This window comes from Flagellimonas meishanensis (assembly GCF_019880545.1).
GTDB lineage: Bacteria > Bacteroidota > Bacteroidia > Flavobacteriales > Flavobacteriaceae > Flagellimonas > Flagellimonas meishanensis.
On sequence record NZ_JAINVW010000003.1, the window covers coordinates 673115 to 698550 of the forward strand.

A 25436-nucleotide genomic window follows, 5' to 3' on the forward strand; every position below is an offset into this window, starting at 1 on the left:
ATCATCCCAACCAGCCTTCCCTGTCCAAGCTTCTATATTGGATGGCCTCCGATATGTGTCCCTGCGCTATTTTATCGGTATTTTCCAAATCAGCGATAGTACGGGCCACTTTTAATATTCTATCATAGGCCCTGGCGGAAAGATTAAGGCGCTGCATGGCATTTTTTAGCAAAGTTTTGCTCATTTCATCCAACACGCAATATTTACGTATCTGCTTTGTGCCCATTTGTGCGTTATAATGAACCCCATCCATGTTGGAAAAACGGCGGGATTGGATAGCCCTGGCGGAAATGACCCGCTCCCTGATTTGCACACTGCTTTCACCTTTTCTTTCGTCCGCCAGTTTTTCAAACGGCACGGGGGTCACCTCAATATGGATATCTATTCTATCCAACAAGGGTCCGGATATTTTACTTAAATAACGTTGCATTTCTGCCGGGGATGATGTGACGGGCGCATCGGGGTCGTTAAAATATCCCCCGGGACTTGGGTTCATGCTGGCAACAAGCATAAAACTACTGGGATACGTAACGGCATATTTGGCCCTGGCAATTGTTACCTCCCTATCTTCCATGGGCTGACGCAATACTTCCAATACCCTCCGTTCAAACTCAGGAAGTTCGTCCAAGAACAGCACTCCGTTATGGGAAAGGGAAATCTCACCAGGCTGAGGATAACTGCCGCCTCCCACCAACGCTGCACTGCTTATGGTGTGGTGTGGGCTTCTAAAAGGCCGCTGGTGCATAAGACCCATGTTCTTTACCTTGCCGACCACGCTGTGTATTTTGGTGGTTTCCAAGGCTTCTTGCAACGTCATAGGTGGCAATATGGAGGGAAGGCGCTTGGCCAACATAGTTTTACCTGCTCCCGGAGGTCCTATTAAAATAATATTGTGCCCACCGGCTGCTGCAATCTCCATACAACGCTTTATACTTTCCTGGCCCATTACATCAGAGAAATCAAACTCAGGATGGTTCGTCAATTGGTCAAATTCCCCTTCTTCCTGAATGGTTGTCTGCTCCAATGCCCTTTCAGCGTCAAAAAAGCCTATCACCTCTTCTATATGTTTTACCCCATAAACACAAAGTCCCTCCACCACCGCGGCTTCCCTGGCGTTTGCTTCGGGCAAGATCATACCCGCAAACCCTTCTTCCTTGGCTTTGATGGCGATGGGCAATGCTCCTTTTATGGGCTGTACGCTTCCATCAAGGGAAAGTTCTCCCATGATCAGATAGTCTGAAATATTTTTTGACTTAATCTGGTCGGAAGCGGCCAGAATACCCAGAGCAAGGGGAAGGTCGTAGGCCGAGCCCTCTTTTCTGAGGTCGGCAGGTGCCATGTTAATGGTTATCTTTTTACCAGGAATCCTAAATCCAATATTTTGAAGGGCTGCAGCAATGCGAAAATTGCTTTCCTTTATGGCATTATCGGGCAATCCTACCAAGTCGTAGCCAATGCCTCTGTCCACGTTGACTTCCATGACGATGGTGGTGGCCTCAATGCCAAATACGGCGCTCCCATAAACCTTTATGAGCATAAATAAAGAGAGAAATGTTGTTTACTAGAGGAGAAATATATTCAATCCTACTCGACAACAAGCCGCTCTTTGACGGATACCGGGTTTCCAGTTGACGTAAACCCCTCCAGAACCAACTGATAAATGCCAGGCACATCGGAAGTGTAAAAAACAATCTCCTTTGGACCGTTGGACAAATCTAGGTCTGGCTCCCAAAACAATTGGTGCCTAAAGTCAGGAATTCGCTGGTTTTCTTTATCGCCATAATCCTGATTGTGATATACTTTTTCTGGTTCAGGTTTGAAAAGATCCACATTTATAATGTGCGGGGTGTAGAAATCGCTATAAAAATCGCCTTCAATGGTCTTAAAAGAGATCATTCCTTGGAACATTTGGGAGCCCAACAACACTTTTTCCCGTGAAAAACTGATGGATTTCACTTTTTTGGCACTATAACCCATAAAATCTTCATGTCTTTTTATAAAAAGGCCGTCCACAAAAACCATGGGCAACAGGTTTCTGTCCGTATACCCTTCTTCAGGCCGTACCTCAAAAACCCGGGTTCCGTCGTCCAGTCGACGCACGCCTACTTGGTCCACTACCTCAATAATAGTCTCCGGAATCGAATTAAAACGGGTGTAATCATCCAGGTCATAAGTTTCTGTAAATTTTCGGTAATAGGGCTCCACATGAGATGCGGGAACAATGGAATCCAATTTCACTTCACGATAGGCATTCTCAATTTGGTTTTGAATACTTTTTTGAAGAATACGCTGTTCCATTTCCTTGCTCAGTTTAAATTCTGAAAAATCAAGTGAATCGAACTGCTGGTTTTCGCCATCCAGCACGATGTCATACTTGTCCCAGTCGTCGGATAAAACCTGTAACGCTCCTTCAAGGTTGTCATATTCCCTGTTGACAATAAAACGGAATTTGCCATCGGCATTGGAAGTGGTCACATTTAACAGATACTTGTTTCCCGGAAGGGACAGGGAAATCCTTTGGTTTTCCACTGGAAGTCCAGTCTCTTTTAATTTAATTGTTCCTGAGATAACATCTCCCCGTAATTCGGGCAATTGGGTGCTTTTATTAAGATTGTTCGACCATACTTTGTTTAGTTGCTTTTCCACAAAGGTCTCCGAGGATATTTGGGAGGGCATGGGCAATGAGTCCAATTTCCGGACGGAAATGGAATAACTGCCGGTTGAAGCAGCTTTATCACTCGAACGAATTGTCAACGCTGCCTTTTGCCTTTTTCCAACAACGTCCTTATCCAAATTGAGGGTTATGTGAGCACTCCCTTTTTGTTCAGGGGCTTTATAAACCATAGTCTTCCGTGGTTCGGGAGAGGCAAGGGAATCCAATGAATCCATTGGTTTTTCCAAATAGGCTGCTGGTAAGGGTTGATAAGGGTTCACAATGTATAGGTCGGTCTGGAAAAAGTTTTCATGGGGCATATTTTTCATCCATTCCGAATATCCCAACAACTTATAGCTGCCGGTGGGCAACGAGGTGGGCACAAAGAAATCCCCATATCCCTTACCTGATTCTAGATGCAATTTATGTGAAAACACAACATCTCCCTGTCTATCCACAAGGGTCACATAACCAATCTTACTGATATGGCTCAGTGACTTTGTGCCCCTGTCCATACAATAAAATTTATACAGCAGGTTTTCCCCAGAAAAAACCAACGCCTCATTGCATTGTAAATAGACCGCTTCTTGCGGCATGTTATTTAGCTTGCCAGTTGAGTTATTTTGGGCAAATGTCCCAAGAAAAACCGATAGGCAAATGAACAATGTAATTTTCACTTTCTTCATAATTATTGTATTATTCCATCCAAAATTCGGGTGGTGTTGAACTACCAATACTTGTGCAGTCCCCGCAGACTTTTGGGACAACTATATATGGACCTTCGTTAGGGCCTCCACTTTGATTTTCTTCCACGTAAGCGACCAATTCACTTTCAACCAAATTAAGCAAAACGCATACCGGAGGTACGCCTCTTGATAAGACAGGTGCTGCTAGATTACAAGGTTCTATATATGGAGGCAGATTTTCATTAGGATAAAAGTCTTCATAATTAAAGAAAATACGCTGCTCCGCAACAGGTGACACATCAAAATATCCCAATACTTTCTCTTCTTGATTAGTTTCAGATGAAACATTTCCAACTAAAAACCCTGGCTGTGTTTCGGAGAAAAGACTCTCACTACCTGAAAACTCTTGTAAGGTTTCATAGAAGGTATAGGCCTCATTTGATAGCACAAACTGTTTAACCAAAATGCTATATCTATGGGATATGAAATAATTGTCTCTATTGATGAAGCGTACCCTAAAATCATCCAAGCGATCTTCTGAAAAACCTTCAGTATTTGCCAAAATGATTCCGTTTGAAGCAACTGAGGCATAACAGATACTTTCACTAATGTTGCGGGTCTGTTGCAAAACCTTTACCCCACATGGAACTGCTTCAGGATCCGTATCTGCGGCTAAACTATTAGGACTCCATAAAGGAGCCTCAATTCGGAACGTTTCTCCATACGTGAAACGATAGTATTTAGATTGGTTCTGTGAATCATTGGTATCCAATAAAATGGCTATCCCATCCTCTCCAAAACCATTTTGTGTGCGCTCAGCACGTAATTCATCGATGTTTGTTTCAGTGTTCAATGCAACTGATTGCGAAGCATAACTCCTACCATCCTGAGTAGTAATCGATAGCCTGTAGGTGTTGCCTGTCTCGGCAGCAAAAGGTACTGCGGAAACATAGTTGCCATTACCCATGTCCCGAAAGGTGAAGGTGTTCCCGGATTGGTCCTCGACCAGAACATTGGCATTGGATTCTGCGGTGGGTCCGTCAGCTTCAAATTCAAAAGTACGGGATAGGAATACTTCTTGGTTCTTTAATTCGTTGGTTATGGTAGCCTCCACGACCAAAGCACTTTCAAAATCCTCGAAAGTTGCCTCAAAGGGCTCTATGCAGCCATAGAGCAGACCTCCCATAAAAATGGGAGAGAAAAAACGATATGTCACCTTTTCCCATGTCATTCTATCCAAAATTCAGGGATTTCTGGGGAACCTAAGACCGTACAATCACCGCAAACTCTAGGAACAATAATGTAAGATCCGACTGGTCCTGTAAATTCTCCATCATTATCCTTTACATATTTTATTAGATTCAGCCTTACTTGACTTGGTATCTTATCATCGGGTGGAGATGATAAATTACATGGATTCACATAAGGCGGCAAACGTTCACCTGGGAAAAAGTCCTCGTAATTAAAGAAAATTCGTTTTTCATCGATAGCCGCAACATTAAAATAACCCAATACTTTGTTTACGCTATTTGCTTTTGAAGATAGATTACCACTCAAAAATCCAGGTTGAGTTTCTGAGAAAAGATTCTCGGACGTGGCAAAATTGCTCAGGTTTTTATAAAAAGTATGCGGCTCCTGGGACTGACTGTATTGTCTTACCAAGATGCTATATCTGTGAGTGATAATGTAATTATTTCTGTTTATAAAGCGAACCAGAAAATTGGTCACATTAACATCATCCAAATCTTCAGTATCTGCTAAAATAATAGTATTTGAGGTCGCACTCGGAAAACAGGTCAATTCTTCCGGTGGTCTAGGAGTGATGATGATGGCACCTTCATCGCTTAAACTCAAATCATCATTTGTATAAAAGGGTGCAACTATTTTATAGGTCTCCTCATACTCATAGCGATAAAAATTGGTGCTGTCACCAATACCGCGTGTGTTTAAAAAGATACCTATCCCCTCTTCTCCAAAATCATTAATAATACGTTGTGCATATAAGCTGTCAATCTGTGACATATTCCCCATTGCCGCTTCTTCAGATTGGTAGACACTGCCATCCCTGGTGGTGATGAAAAGGGTGTATTGGGTATTTGGTTGGGCCGCAAAGGGTAGTTCGGAAAAATAATTGCCGTTTTCCGATTCTATAAAGTCAAAACTCACACCGTTGCCCGCAACTACCTGAAGTAGGGCTCCTGATTCCCCAATTGGCCCGTCTGCCTCAAGTTCGTAGGTGCGGGTAAGAATTATTTGTTGCTGCTTTATCTCATTGGTCAGGGTCGCATCGACCACCAAAACGCTCTCAAAATCGATAAAAGTCGCCTCAAAGGGTTCTATACAACCACAGAGCATTCCCCCCATAAAAATGGGCGAGAAAAAACGGTATGTGACTCTATCCCATGTCATTCTATCCAAAATTCAGGGATTTCAGAGGTTCCCAACACGCTACAGTCCCCACAAATTCTGGGAACAATCAAATAAGGACCTTCATTTACACTTGCAAGCGCATTGTCAGCGGCATAAATGCCGGCACCGGATTCCAAAATAGGCCTGAGCACACAGCCTCCCTCATTCTCTATTACGGGTGTACTTCCGTTGCATGGTTCAACATATGGAGGTAAATCCTCTCCAGGATAAAAATCGTCATAGTTGAAAAAAAGGCGCTCCTCTGTCACGGAGCTAACGTCAAAATATCCCAACACATTCTCGTCTCGGTTCTCCCTCGAGAATACATTGCCCTGCAATAGCCCTGGTTGAATTTGTGAAAAAAGACTTTCCGAACTAGAGAGCTCTCTTAGCGTTTCAAAAAAGGTGAAGGCTTCATTGGATAGAACAAACTGACGGACCAAAATACTGTACCTATGTGAGATAATGAAATTGTCCCTACTTATAAAGTGGACTCTAAACTTACTGACCCGATCCTCTTCCAAATCTTCGGTAGAGGTCAAAATAATGTCAGTTGAGCCAACCGTTGGGTAACATATTTCTTCATCGGTGCTGTTAGGTACTTTTATGACGTCACAGCCTCCTTCTGGGTTTCCAACAAGCGAAATCGGTGTCCAGGTCGGTGCAATTACCCTATACGTCTCCTCGTATTCGTACCTATAGTTTTTGGAGGTTCCGCTAGGGTCAAAACTATCCACCAATATGGCCATCCCATCATTACCGATATCTGTAATTACACGCTCTGCTGACAACCCATCTATAGTGGTTGCGGTGGTTAACCGTGCGGTGTCCGATCCATAATTTCTACCATTTGATGTAGTGATGGAAAGCTCATAATCCACTCCAGGTTGTGCCGCAAAGACCTCAGTGGAGCGATATATTCCATTGTTTTCCTCCTCAAAAGTGTAGATGTTTCCTGCCGAGTCAATGATACGTACATCAGCATTGCTTTCTGGTATGGGGCCATCTGCTTCAAACTCAAATGTCCTTGTAAGAATGATTTGTTGTTGTTTTGTTTCGTTGGTGATTGATGCATCGATTACCAAGGCACTTTCAAAATCCACAAAAGTGGCATCAAAAGGTTCTATGCAACCCTGAAAAAACCCTCCTATTATTAGGGCCATTAGTAAGTGATATTTTTTTGTGTGTGATTTCATTCTGTCCAAAATTCCGGAATTTCAGGAGGTCCAAGCACGCTGCAGTCGCCACATACCCTTCGTGTAACAAGATATGGGCCTTGATTGTCACTTGGTTGGGCACCGCTATCTCCGGCATATACCCCTGCACCACTTTCGATGAGCGGCCGTAGGACACAGCCCCCCATATTGGCGATGACCGGGGCACTGGTGCCACAGGGATCCACATAAGGCGGGAGTTCCTCTCCTGGGTAAAAATCGTCGTAATTGAAAAAGATTCGTTGTTCTGATACCGTACTCACCTCGAAAAATCCAAGTACGCGTTCTTCCGAATTGTCATTGGAGAACACATTTCCTTGCAAAAACCCGGGTTGCGTTTGGGAAAACAGACTTTCTGAGCTGGAAAACTCCAAAAGGGTGCTATAAAAATTGAAAGCCTCATCGGATTGCACATATTGCCGCACCAAAATGCTATATCTATGAGAGATTATATAGTTTTCGCTACTGATGAATCTGACCATAAAATTATCAACCCTGTCTTCAGCCAAATCCTCGGTGGATGTCAAGATTATTTGGTTTGATCTGTTTGTAGGATAACAGACACGAGCCAAGTCATTGTTGGCAACCAAAATCATGTTGCATCCAAATTCTGCTTCTGGCACCAATTTGATGGGCCACCAAGTGGGTGCTATTACCCGATAGGTCTCCTCATACTCGTATCTATAGTTTTTGGAGGTGCCGCTAGGGTCAAAACTATCCACCAATATGGCCATCCCATCCTGGCCGTCATCATCAGTAATCCGCTCGGCAGTAATCTGATCTATGCCCGTTCCTGTCTTTAGTTGGACCTGATCCGAACGATAACTTCTTCCATCCCTGGTGGTCACTGAAAGTTGATAATCCTGACCCGATTCAGCTGCGAAAGTCTCGGTGGATAGATAAAGTCCGTTCCCCTGATCTTCAAAAACATATGTGTTGCCTTCAGAATCATTGATACTGACATTGGCATTGACCTCAGGTGTTGGGCCTTCATCATCAAACTCATATGACCTGGTAAGAAAAATTTCCTGTTGTTTGGTCTCATTGGTTATGGTCGCTTCAATGACCAAAGCGCTCTCGAAATCCTCAAATGTAGCGTTGAACGGTTCTATACATGAGGTCACCAGGAGCAATATGAAACACTGGCCAACAATAACAAATTTTCCAATTGCACTCGACATGTTTAAAACTTAAAATTATATGTAATAGTTGGCACCGGAATAGCGAATATGGAACTCTGAAACGCTTTGATATCGCCATCTTCCGTTACAAAAAACACCGAATAGGGATTGTTCCTTCCCAACACGTTGTAAATGGAAAAACTCCAAAAACTATGTGCAAATTTTTTGATCTTATGATTCCCTTCCATGTTGAAACTGAGGTCCAAACGGTAGTAATCGGGAATTCTGAATTTGTTCCTGTCACTATAAAAAACAAATTCTGAATTGTTGAATGCAAAGCTGCCAATTGGAAAAGTTACCGGCCTGCCGGTTTGATATACGAAATTGGCAGAAGCACTGAACCTTCTTGTGAACTTATAATTTGCTACGACGCTAATGTCGTGTGGCTTGTCAAAATTGGATGGAAAAAACTCACCATTGTTAATGCGCTCTTCATTGAACTCGCTATCTAGTTTCACAAAGGAACGGGAATAGGTATAACCCAACCACCCGTTCAGTTTTCCTTCATTCTTTTTCACCAAGAACTCCACTCCGTATGCCTGGCCATCGCCCTGTAGCACTTCCTGTTCTATGGCCTCATTGAGCAACAATTGAGCCCCGACCTTATAATCCAGCAAATTGCGTTGCTCTTTGTAATAGCCCTCCAGGCTCAGTTCGTATTTATTCCCATCAAAGTTTTTATAAAACCCCAATGAGGCCTGATAGGCTTCCTGTGGCTTGATATTAAGGTCCGATAGCTTCCAGGTATCTGTCGGTGATACCGTAGTATTGTTGGACAGCGTGTGTATGTACTGAAAGGCATTGTTCACACTGGCCTTGACGGAAAAGTCGGGTGCCAAAAAATACCGGGCCGAAAGCCGAACCTCGGGCCCACCAAAGGTCTCTATCACCTCATTCTCATCAAACTCCTGGGTCTCTACAAGGGTGCCACTGTTTCTAGGGGCATTATCCTGATAAATGCGTTGTTGCCCCGCTCCCAATGCGGCATAAAAAGAAAACCGTAACCCCATATCTATCAAAAGCTTATCGTTGACCTTATAGCTATCCGATATGAACACCGCAGACTCCAAACCCTTTTCTCGGGGAATGACCAAAGAGGAAACGTCGGAATCCGCACCCAAGGGGTCTATATTACCAGGGTCTACTACATAGAGTTTGCTGGCAATCCCAAAATCCAATGTATGTTTTCCGCCAGGAATGTACTTCATCCGGTATTTGAACTCAGTTTCGTTGTTCTTGTAGCCAAGGTCAAAATCGTTATTGGATTCACCATCAAATTCAATACCGAACCTATACTCACTATTTGATAGGATGAGGCTTCCTGTTGTCTTTTCGCTGAACTTGTGATCCCATCCCAATGAGACCAACCTGTTGCTATAATCGAAAATGGAATCGGAGGTAATACTGAATTCATCCCGACTGAAGTAGCCCGTTGCCTTTATCTCATTATTTTCGTTTATGGTGTGGTTGTACTTGGCCAGTACGTCAAAAAAGGATGCGGTACTGTTATTAAGCTGCTCGTCATCCAAGGTTTCCAAAATCCAATCGGAATATGTGGCCCTACCCCCTACCATCAGTGCGGCTTTATCCTTTATTATGGGTGTCTCCAAAACAATGTTGCTGGTAACAGGGCCTATGGAGGCCTCTCCAGCAAACTTTTCGGTATTGGCATCCTTGGACGTAATGTCGAAAACCGAAGAAAGTCTACCTCCAAATTCGGCTGGAATATGTCCCTTAAAAATTTCGACCGCTCCCGTGGTAAATGGATTGATTGCGGAGAATATGCCAAAAAAGTGGGATGGATTGTAGATGACCCCATTGTCGAGCAAAATCAGGTTTTGGTCTGTACGTCCACCACGTACATTATATCCTGAAGCACCTTCACCAGCCGTTGTAATGCCCGGAAGGGTAATCGCAGCCTTGAGCACGTCCCTTTCACCAAGTACCAACGGTATGTTTTTGATCTTTTCAACCTCAATAAGCGTTACGCCCGTTATGGCGGTTTCCACATTTCTATCAATGTTTGCCTGTACCACAACCTCATCCAATGCCTCAACACTCTCATCCAATTGAAAGTCGTGGGAACCGTCATTGTACAAAATGACCTTGGTACGAGATTCCTCTATACCCAATCCTCTAGTAGTGATGATATTTTCCCCAATGGGCAGTTCCAGACTGTAGTTTCCGTTGGCATTGGTGGAAGTACCTATATCTTTTCCTTCAACAATAATTGCCAGGTCGGGTATGGGTTGTCCGCTCCGGGCATTCAAGGCCCTTCCGTTAAGTGTAAAGCTTCGTCGCCTACTGTTCCGATTCTCACGGCCTATTTTTACCACTTGCAGTCCCCTGTTATTATCATCACTGCCTACAAAAAGAGGGCCAATATCCTGAAGTTGGTCATATTGTGGAAAGTCATCCTCAACTTGCTCTTGGGCCCCAAAAAAGTCGTTGGGAAGCGCATCGTATATCTGATTGTTCTGCATGAGGTATATCCTTTCGGAATCCATGATGAAGTAATTGAGCACGGTATCCTTAAAAATACTTTCAAGCACTGTGCTGATAGGGACATCTTGAAAACTTCCGGTCACCCTAAGACCTTTTAACCAATCTGACAAGTAGAAGAAGCTATATGAGGTCTTGCTCTCAATTTCAGAAAGGGCATCTTCGGCCGGAGTATTGGCAAACGAAACTGAAATGCGCGGGACCTCTGTTTGGGCACCAACGTATTGCATGCCCATAAAGAGCAGGAAAACAATTATTACTCTTTTCATTCTTCTACTGGTTTATTGGATTGGTTAAGGAGGGTTTCTATTCGCCTGACCAAACTGACCTGAAATTGGTCGGGATCCGTTCTTCTGAGGCTTTTGGCAATTCGATAGAATCGGTCAATCTGCCTTTTCTGATTTGGGAACAGATCTATTATATTCCCTTTTGTATTCACGATATGGTAGCTGCCCTTATGTAACAACACATATTCCGAAGGGCCTTCCAAAAATTCATAATAGATAGAGCTCCTATCCTTTCTCTCAAAACTTTTTTTGGTGTACTTGGTGTAAAGTGTGAATGTAGGAGATTCCATCGCCTTTGCATAAAAACCATAAGCGTTGAGCCCAGGGGCCTGTTGCTCTGTCAACTTAAAAAAACTAAGCCCGCCAAGCTCAAAGCTATCGATGTAATCCTTGAACAATCGCAGGGTTCCTCCACCCGCGGACGAAATAAGCTTAAGCAAGACTTCATCTTCATATGAATCATATTTAAGGTCAACATCAAAATAACATTGCCCGTCGTAACATACATTTCCCTTTTGGAAGTCAAGCGTTCTAAAAAACTGGGTCTGTTCATTAATGGTCCTATACTTCTCCTCATAAACCTCCCCTTGGTACAGCCCCGTGTTCTCTATGCCCACTTCTGAATCATAGGCATTGTAGTATGCTATATAGTTTTGCTCTTGGGAAAAAACAGTAAAAAAGCAGCCAAGTAAAAAAATCGGGGATAAGAGACCCCTTAATTGTGTTCTCATATTCTTTTTTGGTTGATGAATTGGTCTAGAAATCAAATAAAGTTTGATATCCGTATCTAAAATACCGATAAAAATCCTGACTTCTAAGAAAACCAAAAAAAATGAATAATCTATAAAAATAATAGGGAATTGTCATCCTTTTTAGGGGGACACCTTTCTTTTAATAAAGGTATCTTCAACCATTGTGCAATTTTTAATCCTTTTTGGGACTTATTGTGGCCTTAATTTTAACAAGGAGGACGCATTCTGCTCTATTTCATTTTTGTTCATCATCATTTTCCTGAACTTTCCTTGAATATAGAGCTTTGCTTGATCTTCGTAATGTTTGCTAAAAGGATTGCCAGACTGCCCTGTGGGCAATATACTGATGCTGTTCTCTATATCGGAAAAATCGATAATGCGACGGGTTGACGGTCCAGAGTTTACCTTGTACATCCCAGTACTATCATAGGGAAAGGCCATATTGTTGATCACCTCCCTGGTTCCCTCTACCGGAAAAGGGCCAACATTGAAAAAACCGCGCAGCGCCTCCACCTTTCCTATGGGGTGCTGGTGCTCCAATGTGTGCACTTTTCGCCACTGCCACTGATTTGGGTCAGGTCCAAAATCCTCAACAAGGGAATTCCATGCGTCATCAAATGATTTTATCAAGATTTCCAATCGGGTCTCAACCATTTCTTCCGTGTTCACATTGTCCCACCATACGCCATCTTCCATTTGGGCACCCCATGCAATGTGGCGTTTTACAAGATGGGTCGCCAACAACTGATTGAATCGTTCCGAGCCCAATTCATCTTCAAAAGTGTTCTTAAGCATGTAATATTCCGTACGGTGGAACAAGGTCGGGCTAATGCCATCCAACGGATAGCTCCCATCCCAATTTTTAAGTGCATCCACCCAAACCAGCTGTTCTTCGGTAAGTATGGAAACATCCACCAATTTAATGAGCTCGGTCACCAAACTTGGGTTCACGGAGGAGGTTACGTCCAATATCATACCCGCTGTGGCTTCCTTGTCCCAATCATTCTTATTATCCAATAACTGGACAATTCGCTTGGCCCTGTTTTCAGGAAGATAATAGCCTGGGTATAACATCCCGGCGGAGGAATCGGGTTGATTATTTGCGGAGTACACATACTGCCAAGGTGGATTCACAGCGCTTGGATTTTCCGAAAAATCAAGAAAACGTTTGGGCTCCTGTGTTCCGGAGGTTCCATCGAGAATGAATTTTGTTGAAATGCTATCCGGCATCTGGTACAGCTTTGCGGTGGCCCACCAGGCCACATTTCCCTCAGCATCTCCATACATCACGTTCAGACCTGGTGCATGAATCTTGGGCAATGCGCTTTGAAATTCTGTTATGTTTTCTGCATGGCTCAGCTCATACAGCCCATGCATCACTTCGTTTTTTTGCGTAACATACACCCATGACATTGCAACAGGCCGTTTGTCCTCAATTTGGGCGGCAATTCCATTCAAAATGGGTCCATGTCGTGTTTTCTTATACGTATAAGTTATATCGTCGCCATCCTTTACTTTTATGGTATTGGTGATGTACCCATAGTTCTCCCACCCGTTTTCGGTCCGATATTTTGTGCTGTCCTGTGGATGGGTCTCTTCATAATAAAAATTAAGGTCGTCGTTCTGTAACATAGTAAGGCCGTAGGCCAGATTTCTGTTATGCCCTAGCAACGGGAACGGGACTCCCCCCAAATGATATCCATATTTTTCATAGTTGGGGGTTATCACATGGGCTTCGTACCAAACCGAAGGTTGGGCAAAACCGATATGGGGGTCGTTTGCCAAGATTACTTTTCCATTTTTGGTTTTGGAGGGAGACAGAACCCAACTGTTACTTCCAACGAACAGTGGCACCGGGAGTTTTTGCAATGCCCTTGTGGCACTTGCCGTTATTTGCGTTCCTATGGAATCTGGAATGTTGTTTTTATAATTTTTAATCCAAACGGTGGATGTATCCGAATAGATAGCCAGGTCATTGATGTACTGCTCGCCCAACTCCTCCTGAATGCTGGTCAACAATGGGTCCGTTTTGTGCCCCATTGCAAAGCTGAAGGCCATATAGCCGACCACATTGTAGACATCGTCCAAGGCAAACGGTTTCTTCTCCAATCCCGTCAGGTAAAACTCTATAGGTGTCGGGCCATGTTCAATAAAGGTGTTTATGCCATCCAGATAGGCTTGGCAAAGGCTTACCATCCTGTCATCAGGATTTAGTGCTGCCAACGTTTCATTGGTATGCTCATCAATGCCGAGGGAAAGAAAAAATTTGTCCGTGTCCACCAAATCGGCCCCAAAGACTTCCGAGAGACCTCCCTTTGCCAATCTTCGCAATAGCTCCATTTGCCAAAGCCTGTCCTGCGCATGAACATAACCCAATGCCTTTTGGGCATCCAGCTCATTTTTGGCATAGATGTGCGGGATGCCATAAGTGTCAAAGAAAACATTGACGTCTTCCTGGAGACCGGGCAATGTCTTTTCCCCCTTGTAATCGGGTTTCAGTGTTTGAACAAATATGGCCAATCCGATGATTGCAAGCACTAACAGCCCTGCAATCGCCCAGAGCACTTTCTTTAATTTTTTCACGGGGGTTCTTTAGGTTATGTCAATTAGTTACCCTAAGGTAATCTATTTTGTATAATGTGAAAAAAATATTGAGGTTCGGATCACTGTCGATTCATGGATAATTGATGTCTTTCCAAGCCCGATTTGAGCCATTGTCCATAGGTTTCAACATCCACATACTGCACGGCATCATTGAGGAGTTCAAGGTCTGGAGAAAGCAGTACGTAGTACGGTTGCGACGCGGCATTGAAGTTGATGGTCTGGAAGGTCCCCCATTTTTGACCGATGGTCTCAATGGTCTTTATTCTACCTGAATCAAACTGAAAATCAAATTGTTCCTCTTTGGGAAGTGTTTTTCTGTCATCAACATACAGGGAAATGAGGACGTATTCGTTTTTTAGCAGCTGGTAAATGTCTGGATGACTCCAAACGTTCTCCTCCATTTTTCGACAATTTACGCAGGCCCATCCGGTGAAATCGAGAAGAATTGGTTTATTGACCTCTTTTGCATGGGCAACGCCATCGTCAAAATCTTTGAAACAATCCAATCCCAGTGGGCAATCACTTTCCTTTTGTTGTACACTGTAAAAATCAGGAGGTGGAAAACCACTCAACAATTTTAATGTGGTGAGGTTAAAAAGGCCCAAGACCAAATAGGTGGTAAAGATCAGGCTCAATAGACCGAAAAATTTTCGTGTAATGGAAATCTTTGCCTTTGGTCCGTCATGCGAAAACCTGATGAGCCCGAAGAGATACAAAGTCATCAAAAGAAACAGAACAATCCATATTGCCAAGAATATCTCGCGTTTCAACAATCCCCAATGACCAACCAAATCGGCGTTAGAGAGAAACTTAAATGCCAGGGCCAGCTCCAAAAAGCCCAATACCACTTTTACCGTGGTCATCCAACCACCAGATTTGGGCAGCGAATTGAGCCAAGTTGGAAACAAGGCAAACAGTCCAAAGGGCAAAGCAAGTGCAAGACCAAAGCCTACCATGCCAGAACTTAGATTGGTGGCAACATTGCCCGCTGCCAAGGTGGTGCTCCCCAATAGTCCGCCCAATATGGGACCGGTACACGAAAAGGAGACTATGGCCAATGTCAAGGCCATAAAAAATATCCCCAGTGCACCGCCAACCTTTGAGGATGCGGCATCCATCTTATTGGCCCAAGAACTGGGCAGGGTCAACTCATAATATCCAAAAAACGAGAATGCGAAGACCACAAAGACCACGAAAAAGAACACGTTGAGCCAAACATTGGTCGCAATCGTGTTCAAAATCTGGGAATCCACCGAATCAAACAAGTGAAACGGCAAACTGAGCAGAAAATAGATCAGCACTATGAAAAAACCATAAAGGCTGGCGTTGAACACTCCGTGTTTTTTTTGTTGGGCATGTTTGGTAAAAAAAGATACGGTCAAGGGAATCATTGGAAATACGCAGGGCGTCAACAGTGCAATAAGTCCGCCCAAAAATCCCAAGCCAAAAATTGTCCAAAGGTTGGATTTTGCCTCGGAGTCCTGAATTCCGCCCTGGTTCAAGAGTGCTTTGTTCTTGATATCAACCCGAAGGGATTCATTGATGAGCAGGCTCCTTTCGTCCAACTGTTTTCCTTCATCCACATAGGCACTGCCATCCAAAGAAATTTGGAACAAATAATCTTTTGGAATACAGACCTCCTTACAGATTTGGTAAAACAAGTTGGCCGATAGTTGTCGCACATTCGGGTCGAGAAGTTTGATTTTTTGGATGAAGATGGCCTCCTTTTTGAAAAAAGTCTCCTCCACTTCAAAAATATCGCTGTATTCCTTGATGGTTTCGCCCTCCTCTGTTCTCCCGATCAACTCATATTCCTCCCCAGCCTTCTCAAAAGTAAACTCACTGGGCAGGGAACCTCCCTCGGCAGTGTATTGGGAATATACGTGCCATCCGTCCATTATCTTGCCCTTGAACACCAGCTCGTATTCGGTCTCCGAGATCTGATTCACCTCATGTGACCATAAGGCAGGTTCCGCATCGGTTTGTGCAAAAAGGCTCGAGCTTATCCAAAATGAAGCCAAAAAAAGCAATATAATTCTCATAGAATCCATGTGATCTTTAATATCTCCCGAGTTGCAGCATCAATCTTAAAGCGCTCATCGGCCCTGCGGCCCACTACCCAGACAATTTCATCATCCGAGCAGAGCAACCACTGTTTTTCCTTTGAAATGACATCCACTTTATCATCTTTGAAAAACTTGGACAGCTTCTTCTTTCCCTTCATTCCAAAAGGATAAAAATAGTCGCCATTTTGCCACTTCCTTAATACTAACGGAAAGTTTAACTTTTCCTTATCCAAATAGATGGTGTTCGATGTCGCTTGGCCAAGACTTGGAACGATTTCCATTCGCAGATGTATGGGATCCTGCACGAATGATTCTCCATCGTGGATAAAATAAACTCCATCTTCTTCCGATTGCAACGGCGACAGTATAAGATGCGTTCTGTCCTTTAAAAGCCGATGGGTCTTGGAAAGGACTTCCTTACCACTCATGGCGTCCAAAAGACCTTTCACATTGTCCCATTCAGTGAAACCATATTCATGGAACAATCCATAAAGATAGGCTTCCAACGGGACCATTTTGTGCAGCTCCCCAATAGTTATGATAAAGGTGTCTCCCTTGGGCTGGAACAGCCTATTCTTAAGTTCTTTTAGATGATGATCGGCCAAAACCCGGGTTTGCTCCAAGTAGGTCTGTGTCGTCAAAAAATTGTCAAGAAAGTTAGGATGCAACTCTTTTAAAACGGGAACCAATTCCAGGCGAATTTTATTCCTCAGGTATTTGTTGTCCCTGTTACTGCTGTCTTCCCTCCATTCCAAACCTTCCCCCTTGGCATAATCTTCTATTACCTTTCTTGGGAAACGGAGCAAAGGTCTGATGATTCTTCCATTTTGGGCGGGTATTCCCATAAGACCTTCAATTCCTGTGCCCCTGGACAGATTGATCAAGAATGTCTCCAGATTGTCGTCCGCGTGGTGTGCCGTGAGCAAATAATCAAACCCTTTTTTTTCCAGCAATCCATGGAACCATTGATAGCGTAATGTCCGTGCCGCCATTTGGATGGAGCCTCCATGTTGGTTCAAATACCCAAGCGTGTCGAAAACTTTTGAAAAGGTATCGATTCCCAGGTTTTTTCCCAATTCCTTAACAAAGTTTTCATCCCCATCACTTTCAGCGCCACGTAAATTGAAGTTGCAATGAGCCAAACTGATATCCAATCCAATGCGATGACAAAGATGGGCCAAAACCACGCTGTCCACTCCCCCACTGCATGCGACTAAAAGTTTGCCCCTGACCAAAAAGGTAAAATCAGCTTCAATTTTTTCTTGAAATTCAGTCAACATTGGACAAAAATAGGAATATACTCCATGAGTTATAAACCTATCATCACCTATTCCGTTAACGACCTTATGATTTCATTAAGGTTCTTGTCCAAACTCTCTGATGGGTTGTACCCTTCATGTTTAAACCTTATCATACCAGAACTGTCAATAATCAATAGTGCAGGTACTCCAGTAAATCCGAGGCTTTTATGTGATGCGTTGCCAAAATCAAAATAGGTTTTAAAATCCATATCATGTTTCTTCATGAATTCCATTGCCTTTTCAGGTGTGTCATTGCCAAACTCAGTACAAACCATTAGAAACTCTATCTTGGAATCGGATTTGAAACTATCCCTAACCTTTTTTAGTTCCTTCATTTCATTCAAACAGGGCTTGCACCAGGTACCAAAGAAATCGAGGACCAGAACTTTTCCCCTAAAGTTTTCCGCTTGTATGTTTTGTCCTGTATCAAGAGAAAGCAGTTCAATGTTTGGGGGATTCTCGTTCACGAATTCTGAAAGATCTGACTCTACCAAGGAGGGAACTATGAAAAATGAGAATAGCACGTAAAGTGGAATGGTCAATGCCAGGTTTTTATATTTTCCAGCAATGCGGCCTACAAAGGCAGCTGATATAAATACAGGTATTGAAATCCAAAGCTTTGGAATTTCTGGAAGAATCCAAATTGTAAAAAAAATGGCGATGGGTAAGCAAACAAGGAATATTGTGAGTATAATATTAAATTCTCTTGAGGGTGTGATATAGGTATAGAGCAATATAAGAAGTGATATAATCAGTGTGATCCACCGCAAATCGAGCGTTACCAGCAGCATGACCGATATAGCAAGGAGTGTTATGGCAATACCTGCCGCAAAGTCTAGAATCCCTTTTTTCAAATCAAACATGTTTAGTGCTGCAAACAAAACTAGTTTGAAAATCAATTATATGGGTAAGCATTCATTCAGTCTTACCCTTTTTTTGCATGCTGTTTCTGAATGTGGTTGGGGTCATTCCTGTTCGGTCTTTAAAAGACTTGTTGAAGGTGGCTTTATTGTTAAAGCCGCAATCATACATTACGTTTTTAATTGGAATTTTTTTCAATGCTTCGTCAGCTAGCATTGTCTTGGCCTTCTCAATGCGTAGGGTATTTAAATAATCATACAGGTTTTTACCTAAAAAATTATTGAAAACTTGAGACACTTTCTTTGGAGGTATGTTGAGTGCCCTGGATATTTCATCGAGGCCAATTTCAGGGTTTGTATAATATTCTTTTTCTGCCAAAAACTCCTCAATTCGTCTGGATATTGCATTGCCCTCATCGATAGTCAGGTTGGATTCTGAATATTTTTTTTACTGCCTCTGAAAATCTCAGGAAGTATGATTGAAAAATAAATCAAAGACCCCGCCAAGAAAGTTGCCAGAATAAAAATTGAAGTTGTTGCATAGCCATGAGCGCTAAGGTTGCTGCGATACGAGAAAAACAAGTTAATTGCCAGAACAATCCAAAGTAAAAAGAAAAGTAAAAGAAAATAAACTATCCATCTTTTCAATCCCTCAGAATGCCCCGTTGCCGCTTTTAAACTATGTTTCAGCGCTGCAAGTGTAAAGGCGATGTTGTAGCCCAAGATAAAGAGGGTGAAAAAAAACAGTTGTTGGAACGAAAAATCATCTAAAATAGCCCATGTCAAAAAAATGAGGGAGGGAACAAAATATAAAAACGAACGATGAGCAGGTTCTCGGCTATTATCTACAAGGGATTTGACATAAAGATATATGAATGGGCCGTAGTTGCTGGCAAAGAAGGGATTCAAATCCGTTTTAATAGTGTGATCGGCAAATTCCGAAAAATATATATTTATGAAATGAAGCCCAAAGTTTAGGACAAATAGGGTCATTAACCTTGACGTACTGTTTTTTTTAGGGAAGCTTAAAAGTGCCAGCACTACAATGGTTGCCAGCAATATTACGAACCAAATGAGAATCCTGTTCATCATCACCTGTCATCTATACTTGGTATAAATCAAAAAACATATTTTCCTACAAAACAAAAGCACTGAGCTTTGTAGAAGGTAAGTTTGGATCGAAACATACCAAGAATTCGCATGAAAGGCAAATGATATTCAAATTTTTAAATCTGCAGTCTGCATTCCTATTGTCTTAATTTGAATAAGAAATGAATTGAAATTTTGATTGTAAAGTAAGAGAGAGTCAGACCCAATAGATTTTGGATGAATAAAACTATATAAAGTTTTAAGAAATAAATGGAAAACTTTAAGCATCAGTTTGATAAATTTCAAACAAATGCGTTTAGAAAAATAATTCTTCGATATTAAGAGAAAAGCCTCAGCCCTTTTCCAAAACACTGCGCATTGCCTTGGCCTTGAGCAAACATTCCTGGTACTCCTTTTCAGGATTGGATTTTGATGTGATCGCACTTCCGACAGAAAATGATACATATTTTTCTGCGGCATTGTAAAGTATGCTCCGAATCACTACATTAAAATCGAAGTCTCCATTGGGAGCAAAATATCCCACAGCACCACTATACAGCCCCCGCTTGGTTTCCTCCAATTTTTCAATGATTTTCATGGCCGATATTTTCGGTGCCCCTGTCATGCTTCCCATTGGGAAGGTCTGTTTGATAATTTCCAGCGGGTTCTTTTCCTTGGCCACTTTTGAGATAACAGTGGAGATCATTTGGTGCACCTGTTTGTACGTGTATACCCTGCAGAGCTCTTCTACGAGCACACTTCCTTTTAATGCGCTCTTGGATAGGTCGTTTCGCACCAAATCAGTGATCATAATGTTCTCCGCCCTTTCTTTTTCATCCATGGAAAGTGCAATGCGCAAAGCTTCGTCTTCTTTTCCGTTATTTCCACGTCGGGATGTACCCTTAATAGGTTGGGAAATGACATTCTGTCCCATTTTTCGTAAATAGCGTTCGGGAGACGCGCACATTAAATAGCGCTCCCCAAGTCGCATGAATGCCGCAAAGGGGGGTCTGGAAATCTCATTCAGCCGAAAATAGGTCTGCCAGGGGTCAATCTCAGTATCCGTGGCATAAAATTCCTGGCATAGGTTGGCCTCGTAAAGGTCTCCCCTATGGATATGCTCCAAAAGCCTCGCCACTTTTTCAAAATAGGCATCCTTATGTACACGGAGATGGATCCGTGGTGATGGGGAACTTCCCATAACAGCTTTTGGACCATCAACGGCATTCTTTATTTGTAAATAGTCATTATCGATATCGTTGGTATCGGCTTCAAGGTATAGAAAATGAAGTTCCCCACCTTTGAGCAGTATCAACTTTGATGGTCTAAAAAAATGGATTTTTGGGAAACTTAGACCATCAAAATTCCTTGACTCCAAGTCCTCAAGGTCATTTTTAAAATCATATGAAAAATAGCCAAACAGCCAATCATGCTTTTTATCGATGATAGCACTTAATTCATCGATGTTTTCTACGCCAGCATCAGACATATCGGTCTGTTCCACTGCCAAAGCAGCCTCAAAAAAACCATAGGGGTCCTTATGCCCATTACTGTCCAACCAAACAACCGAGGGAAATTTTTTGGACCACTCCAACAGCGCATCCTTTATTTTGAGGCTGTCTTGGATCGTAAAGATTTGATGCTTTCGCAAGGGAATCACTTTAGCCTTTCCAAAAAAGCCTGCAGTGCGGCAAGGTGTTCTTTCTTTAATGACTCTTCCAATATCCCCCGTTCCTTGTCGAAATTCTCATGATAGGACGGCAGGGAAAATGTTGAACAGATTTCGGCACCGAATCGCGGTAGCATATTTTTGGTCACCTCCAAAGCACCCATAGCACCCCGCTTTCCACCGGAGGTTGACATGAGCAATATGCATTTTCCATCCAAAAACTTACGCTCCAACCGGGAAAGCCAGTCAACCACATTCTTAAAATAGGCCGAAGGATTACTGTTGTGTTCATTCACGGAAATGATTAAGCCATAAGCCTGCGCTATGCTTTCCTTGAGTTCGACCACCGAATTGGGAAAACCTTTCTGCTTTTCATCATCCACACTGTACATGGGAAAGGGATAATGGGTCATATCAAGGAGTTGGTGCTCATGATTTTCCAACAAGGAAATGGTATACTTTACCAGTTGATGATTGATGGAAGTTGAAGAATTGCTTCCGGCGAATGCCAAAATTGCAGCCATAAAGGGAAAACTTTGATTGTTTCGCTAAAATACTTGAAATGGTACAGACTTGACACTATTTTGTATAATTTTGCCGGGCAAAGCATCCAAACGTACTGTCAAACAAGTATATAGGGTAACCGATTGCGGGATGAAGGAAAAAACCAGCAGACTATTTTTCATAGATGCCATGAGGGCGTGGGCCATTCTGATGATGCTCCAGGGCCATTTCATTGACGGTTTGCTAGATCCCATTTTTAGAAACCCCGACAACCCGATTTACACCACTTGGCTTTATTTTAGGGGAATCACAGCTCCCGTTTTCTTTACGGTTTCTGGTTTCATCTTCACCTATTTATTGATTCGCGTACCACAGCAGGGCTTGGAAAATCCAAGGGTAAAAAAAGGCATACGGCGTGGTCTACAGTTACTTTTGATTGGATATCTGCTACGATTGAATCTTTTTGGGCTGCTCAAGGGCGAGATTTATGAAGGGTTCTATTTGGTGGACGTTCTGCAATGCATCGGCCTGTCCATTCTGGCCATTATCGGTATCTACCTGCTTGCCATAAAAAGAAAGCGCTTTGTTTTTCCATTATCGTTATTGATGGTTACCGTGGTGCTGTTCCTTTTTGAACCCCTATACAAACAATTCACCTTTGGCTTTTTACCGGATGGATTGGCCAATTATTTCACCAAGGCCAACGGTTCCGTGTTTACCATTTTCCCATGGCTGGGATACAGTACCCTTGGTGCCGCCCTTGCATTGTTTTTTACCCGATTCAGGAATCTGAAGCATTTGTACCCCATAGCGATTGGCTTTTCGGTTTTGTTGGGGTATGCTTTGGTCTACCATTCATCCAACCTGTTCTTTAACCTGTATGCCAGTACGGGTATTGAGCTTTTCCGAATGATAGAGTCCAACAACTATCTTTTTATCCGTTTGGGGGATGTTTTCCTTGTCTTTGCAATTTTCATGGTTTTTAGAAGCCTGTTGACACACAGCACCATTTTGAAAATCGGCTCCAGCACCCTGACGATTTACGTAATGCATTTCATTCTGCTCTACGGAAGCTTTACCGGATTGGGGCTCTACAAATTTTTCCATCATGGATTACCTGCGGTGATAGCCATTCCCGGTGCTGTGGCATTCATGATACTTTGCACCTATCTTTCGCTGCAATACGAGAAACACGAGGAGGAGATAAAACTGACCCTTGTTTCAACCGTCCAGCAAATAAAAAATGGCTTGGAATTCCTTCAGAAAATGGCTTTTGCAGCATTGAAGGAAATTATTGTCCGTGTGCGCCCCTTGTTAGATCGGGTGCTAAGAGTCGTTCGCAGCGGGCAATAGTCCGTTACAAATTGCACAAACCTTTTATAGTTTGGAATAAGGTAGTCGTTCCAAATACTTCGTCTCGATATGGGAAACCGTATTGGAGTACTCTTCCAGGTTCAGGATACGTATCCATTCTGGATGCCGGAGGAACTTGACCCAACTCTCCTGGTGCTTTTCAAACGATTCAAAGGCCAAGAAATAAGTCAAACTGGGCATGCCCTCACCAATAAGTTGCTCTCCAAAGAAAAGCGGATTCAATCCCACTTCCTCAAAGATTTCAAACTCACTTTCGTTGAACATTTTCACTTTTCGCCGTAGGGCGTCCTCATTATAGCTTAGATAAGTGCGCAATTCAAAGAATCTTGCACTATCATCGGGTTTGGCAATCTTTGGCATTCCGGCAAAGGCTATAAAAAATGAGCTGGTGTAGTCGCGGAAAGGAAATTCCTCCACTTTGGCTTTTAGATAAGGCCTTGCGGAATCAACATAAACCTCATCATTAATAAGCCCATTCTTGATTTTTAGAAATTGCTCCATACTTTCGTATGGGATGAGCACGTAAATTCTATCTGGCATGACCCGCCATTCCCTAAAAACACCAATAGCTTCCACACCTTGGCGTTCCATGGCCGGAATGAGGGCATCTTTAAGATAGTTGTGAAGAATATTCGAATCCCTGCGAAAAGTAAGTTCATAGGAGCGAAGTTCATAGAACTCCTGCTGCCCTTGGACATAAAAACATAGTAGAAATACAGCTAGGACAATCTTCTTAATAGGAAACATATAGGTTGATTATAATTTCCTAAAATTAAAGAAAATAAACCAGAGACGGTTAGAGCTCAAAAGATTATATGTGCAACGCCCTATCCTCGGTGGCAGCCAAGGCAGCCTCCTTTAACGCTTCGGCATAGGTTGGGTGGGCATGGCTCATCCGGGCTATATCCTCGGCCGAAGCCCTAAACTCCATGGCTGTAACGCCTTCGGTGATAAGGTCCGCACATCGAGCACCTATCATGTGTACTCCGAGCACCTCATCGGTAGCTTTGTCGGCAATGATTTTCACGAATCCATCGATGTCCATACTGGCCCTGGCCCTTCCCAGCGCCCGCATGGGAAACTGACCCACTTTATAGTCCACACCGGCTTCCTTCAACTCTTCTTCCGTTTTTCCCACAGCAGCCACTTCTGGCCAGGTATAAACCACTCCTGGGATCAAATTATAGTTGATGTGCGGCTTTTGACCAGCTATCAGTTCCGCCACCATGGTGCCCTCTTCTTCTGCCTTGTGGGCCAACATGGCACCGCGCACCACATCCCCGATGGCATAAATGTTAGAAACATTGGTCTGCAAATGGTCATTGACCACTACCCTGCCCTTATCATCCAATTTCACCCCGGCCGCTTCCGCATTCAAGCCTTCTGTGTAGGGTCTCCGCCCTACCGAAACCAGACAGTAATCCCCTGTCAATGTCACTTCCTCGCCTTTTTTGTCATCGGCTTTCACTACCACCTGATTGCCCTTTCGCTCCACGGATTTAACCTTGTGCGAAAGGTTGAACTTCATTCTCTGTTTCTTCAACACCCTCATCAATTCTTTGGACAATGCGCCATCCATTCCAGGAATGATCCTATCCATAAATTCCACGACGGTGACCTCGGAGCCCAAGCGCTTGTATACCTGGCCCAATTCCAACCCGATCACACCTCCGCCAATTACAATCATGTGCTTGGGAACTTCCCCGAGCTTCAAAGCTTCCGTTGATGTGATGATGCGTTCCTTGTCCAATTTGATAAATGGCAGGGTTGACGGCTTGGAACCTGTCGCTATTATGGTGTTCTTGGCTTCGATGGTTTCCGTTTTTCCTTTGCCTTTTGTGATGTTTATATGGGTTGCATCCTTGAAACTGCCCAGCCCTTCATAGACATCAATTTTATTTTTATCCATCAAAAACTGGATCCCTTTGGTGGTTTGGTCCACCACGGACTGCTTTCGTGCAATCATCTGTTTGAGGTTCACCTTCACCTCCCCTGGAATTTCGATGCCATGCTCTTCAAAATGGGTAATGGCATCTTCATAATGATGTGAGGAATCCAACAAGGCCTTGGAGGGAATACAGCCCACATTGAGGCAGGTACCACCCAATGTGCTGTACTTTTCAATTATTGCGGTCTTCATTCCCAATTGGGCACATCGAATCGCCGCCACATAACCTCCGGGTCCAGAGCCAATGACAGCCACATCATATTGATTCATACTCTATTTTTTTGTGGATAAATTTTAAATCTGTTCGTCAATAAAAACGGCAGTAAAAATACAAATG

The 25436-nt window shown here is 43.1% G+C and carries 19 protein-coding genes; 1 reads left to right on the top strand and 18 read right to left on the bottom strand.

What is annotated here, in order from left to right:
• Window position 1 precedes the first annotated feature (1 nt).
• From K7G75_RS11000 to K7G75_RS11075, 16 genes are all read right to left on the bottom strand, one after another.
• On the bottom strand, window positions 2-1537 hold the full coding sequence (locus K7G75_RS11000) for a YifB family Mg chelatase-like AAA ATPase (RefSeq protein WP_222984297.1): 1536 nt from the start codon (window positions 1535-1537) through the stop codon (window positions 2-4).
• Window positions 1538-1584: 47 nt separating this feature from the next.
• A complete protein-coding gene (locus K7G75_RS11005; RefSeq protein ID WP_222984298.1) occupies window positions 1585-3339 on the bottom strand; it encodes a hypothetical protein in 1755 nt (584 codons plus the stop codon).
• Between the two features lie 10 nt (window positions 3340-3349).
• Complete coding sequence (locus K7G75_RS11010; RefSeq protein ID WP_222984299.1) at window positions 3350-4570, bottom strand: DUF4249 domain-containing protein; 1221 nt, start codon at window positions 4568-4570, stop codon at window positions 3350-3352.
• Window positions 4567-5748 carry a DUF4249 domain-containing protein gene (locus K7G75_RS11015; RefSeq protein WP_262420361.1) on the bottom strand — a complete coding sequence of 394 codons (1182 nt, stop codon included), beginning with the start codon at window positions 5746-5748 and terminating at the stop codon, window positions 4567-4569. Before K7G75_RS11015 ends, K7G75_RS11010 begins: the two co-directional genes overlap by 4 nt.
• A complete protein-coding gene (locus tag K7G75_RS11020) occupies window positions 5745-6911 on the bottom strand; it encodes a DUF4249 domain-containing protein (protein ID WP_222984301.1) in 1167 nt (388 codons plus the stop codon). The genes K7G75_RS11015 and K7G75_RS11020 overlap by 4 nt, the downstream gene beginning before the upstream one ends.
• A 29-nt stretch (window positions 6912-6940) precedes the next feature.
• Window positions 6941-8143 (bottom strand): DUF4249 domain-containing protein, encoded by a 1203-nt coding sequence (locus K7G75_RS11025; RefSeq protein ID WP_222984302.1) that lies wholly within the window; start codon window positions 8141-8143, stop codon window positions 6941-6943.
• Window positions 8144-8145: 2 nt separating this feature from the next.
• On the bottom strand, window positions 8146-10914 hold the full coding sequence (locus K7G75_RS11030; protein WP_222984303.1) for a TonB-dependent receptor: 2769 nt from the start codon (window positions 10912-10914) through the stop codon (window positions 8146-8148).
• On the bottom strand, window positions 10911-11663 hold the full coding sequence (locus K7G75_RS11035) for a hypothetical protein (RefSeq protein WP_222984304.1): 753 nt from the start codon (window positions 11661-11663) through the stop codon (window positions 10911-10913). The genes K7G75_RS11030 and K7G75_RS11035 overlap by 4 nt, the downstream gene beginning before the upstream one ends.
• A 210-nt stretch (window positions 11664-11873) precedes the next feature.
• Window positions 11874-14267, bottom strand: coding sequence for a penicillin acylase family protein (locus K7G75_RS11040; RefSeq protein WP_222984305.1), 2394 nt, complete (start codon window positions 14265-14267; stop codon window positions 11874-11876).
• Between the two features lie 80 nt (window positions 14268-14347).
• Window positions 14348-16330, bottom strand: a complete 1983-nt coding sequence (locus K7G75_RS11045; RefSeq protein WP_222984306.1) for a thioredoxin family protein — start codon at window positions 16328-16330, stop codon at window positions 14348-14350.
• Entirely contained in the window at window positions 16327-17634 is a 1308-nt protein-coding gene (gene tilS / locus K7G75_RS11050; RefSeq protein WP_222984307.1) for a tRNA lysidine(34) synthetase TilS, read from the bottom strand. The genes K7G75_RS11045 and tilS overlap by 4 nt, the downstream gene beginning before the upstream one ends.
• A 47-nt stretch (window positions 17635-17681) precedes the next feature.
• Window positions 17682-18509 (bottom strand): TlpA family protein disulfide reductase, encoded by an 828-nt coding sequence (locus tag K7G75_RS11055; protein ID WP_222984308.1) that lies wholly within the window; start codon window positions 18507-18509, stop codon window positions 17682-17684.
• 61 nt (window positions 18510-18570) lie between these two features.
• Window positions 18571-18894, bottom strand: coding sequence for a helix-turn-helix domain-containing protein (locus tag K7G75_RS11060; protein ID WP_222984309.1), 324 nt, complete (start codon window positions 18892-18894; stop codon window positions 18571-18573).
• A 44-nt stretch (window positions 18895-18938) separates the two neighbouring features.
• Window positions 18939-19508 (bottom strand): hypothetical protein, encoded by a 570-nt coding sequence (locus K7G75_RS11065; RefSeq protein ID WP_222984310.1) that lies wholly within the window; start codon window positions 19506-19508, stop codon window positions 18939-18941.
• 448 nt (window positions 19509-19956) lie between these two features.
• A complete protein-coding gene (locus K7G75_RS11070) occupies window positions 19957-21264 on the bottom strand; it encodes an anthranilate synthase component I family protein (RefSeq protein WP_313777829.1) in 1308 nt (435 codons plus the stop codon).
• Window positions 21261-21797: an NADPH-dependent FMN reductase gene (locus tag K7G75_RS11075; protein WP_222984312.1), complete on the bottom strand. Its 537-nt coding sequence runs from the start codon at window positions 21795-21797 to the stop codon at window positions 21261-21263. Before K7G75_RS11075 ends, K7G75_RS11070 begins: the two co-directional genes overlap by 4 nt.
• Window positions 21798-21927: 130 nt before the next feature.
• On the opposite strand from K7G75_RS11075, the gene K7G75_RS11080 reads away from it, so the two are divergent.
• Window positions 21928-23130 carry an acyltransferase family protein gene (locus K7G75_RS11080; RefSeq protein ID WP_222984313.1) on the top strand — a complete coding sequence of 401 codons (1203 nt, stop codon included), beginning with the start codon at window positions 21928-21930 and terminating at the stop codon, window positions 23128-23130.
• A 24-nt stretch (window positions 23131-23154) separates the two neighbouring features.
• On the opposite strand, the gene K7G75_RS11085 is transcribed toward K7G75_RS11080, so the two are convergent.
• Entirely contained in the window at window positions 23155-23898 is a 744-nt protein-coding gene (locus tag K7G75_RS11085) for an NIPSNAP family protein (protein ID WP_262420333.1), read from the bottom strand.
• A gap of 64 nt (window positions 23899-23962) precedes the next feature.
• The gene (gene lpdA, locus K7G75_RS11090) at window positions 23963-25369 is read right to left on the bottom strand and encodes a dihydrolipoyl dehydrogenase (RefSeq protein ID WP_222984314.1); all 1407 of its coding nucleotides are present in this window, start codon (window positions 25367-25369) and stop codon (window positions 23963-23965) included.
• Between the last annotated feature and the right edge of the window lie 67 nt (window positions 25370-25436).

Excerpts from the sequence above, each read along its gene's own strand:
- K7G75_RS11000 (WP_222984297.1), bottom strand. The coding sequence starts at position 1,537 with ATGCTCATAAAGGTTTATGGGAGCGCCGTATTTGGCATTGAGGCCACC.
- K7G75_RS11005 (WP_222984298.1), bottom strand. The coding sequence starts at position 3,339 with ATGAAGAAAGTGAAAATTACATTGTTCATTTGCCTATCGGTTTTTCTT.
- K7G75_RS11010 (WP_222984299.1), bottom strand. The coding sequence starts at position 4,570 with ATGACATGGGAAAAGGTGACATATCGTTTTTTCTCTCCCATTTTTATG.
- K7G75_RS11015 (WP_262420361.1), bottom strand. The coding sequence starts at position 5,748 with ATGACATGGGATAGAGTCACATACCGTTTTTTCTCGCCCATTTTTATG.
- K7G75_RS11020 (WP_222984301.1), bottom strand. The coding sequence starts at position 6,911 with ATGGCCCTAATAATAGGAGGGTTTTTTCAGGGTTGCATAGAACCTTTT.
- K7G75_RS11025 (WP_222984302.1), bottom strand. The coding sequence starts at position 8,143 with ATGTCGAGTGCAATTGGAAAATTTGTTATTGTTGGCCAGTGTTTCATA.
- K7G75_RS11030 (WP_222984303.1), bottom strand. The coding sequence starts at position 10,914 with ATGAAAAGAGTAATAATTGTTTTCCTGCTCTTTATGGGCATGCAATAC.
- K7G75_RS11035 (WP_222984304.1), bottom strand. The coding sequence starts at position 11,663 with ATGAGAACACAATTAAGGGGTCTCTTATCCCCGATTTTTTTACTTGGC.
- K7G75_RS11045 (WP_222984306.1), bottom strand. The coding sequence starts at position 16,330 with ATGAGAATTATATTGCTTTTTTTGGCTTCATTTTGGATAAGCTCGAGC.
- tilS (WP_222984307.1), bottom strand. The coding sequence starts at position 17,634 with ATGTTGACTGAATTTCAAGAAAAAATTGAAGCTGATTTTACCTTTTTG.
- K7G75_RS11065 (WP_222984310.1), bottom strand. The coding sequence starts at position 19,508 with ATGACCCTATTTGTCCTAAACTTTGGGCTTCATTTCATAAATATATAT.
- K7G75_RS11075 (WP_222984312.1), bottom strand. The coding sequence starts at position 21,797 with ATGGCTGCAATTTTGGCATTCGCCGGAAGCAATTCTTCAACTTCCATC.
- K7G75_RS11080 (WP_222984313.1), top strand. The coding sequence starts at position 21,928 with ATGAAGGAAAAAACCAGCAGACTATTTTTCATAGATGCCATGAGGGCG.
- K7G75_RS11085 (WP_262420333.1), bottom strand. The coding sequence starts at position 23,898 with ATGTTTCCTATTAAGAAGATTGTCCTAGCTGTATTTCTACTATGTTTT.
- lpdA (WP_222984314.1), bottom strand. The coding sequence starts at position 25,369 with ATGAATCAATATGATGTGGCTGTCATTGGCTCTGGACCCGGAGGTTAT.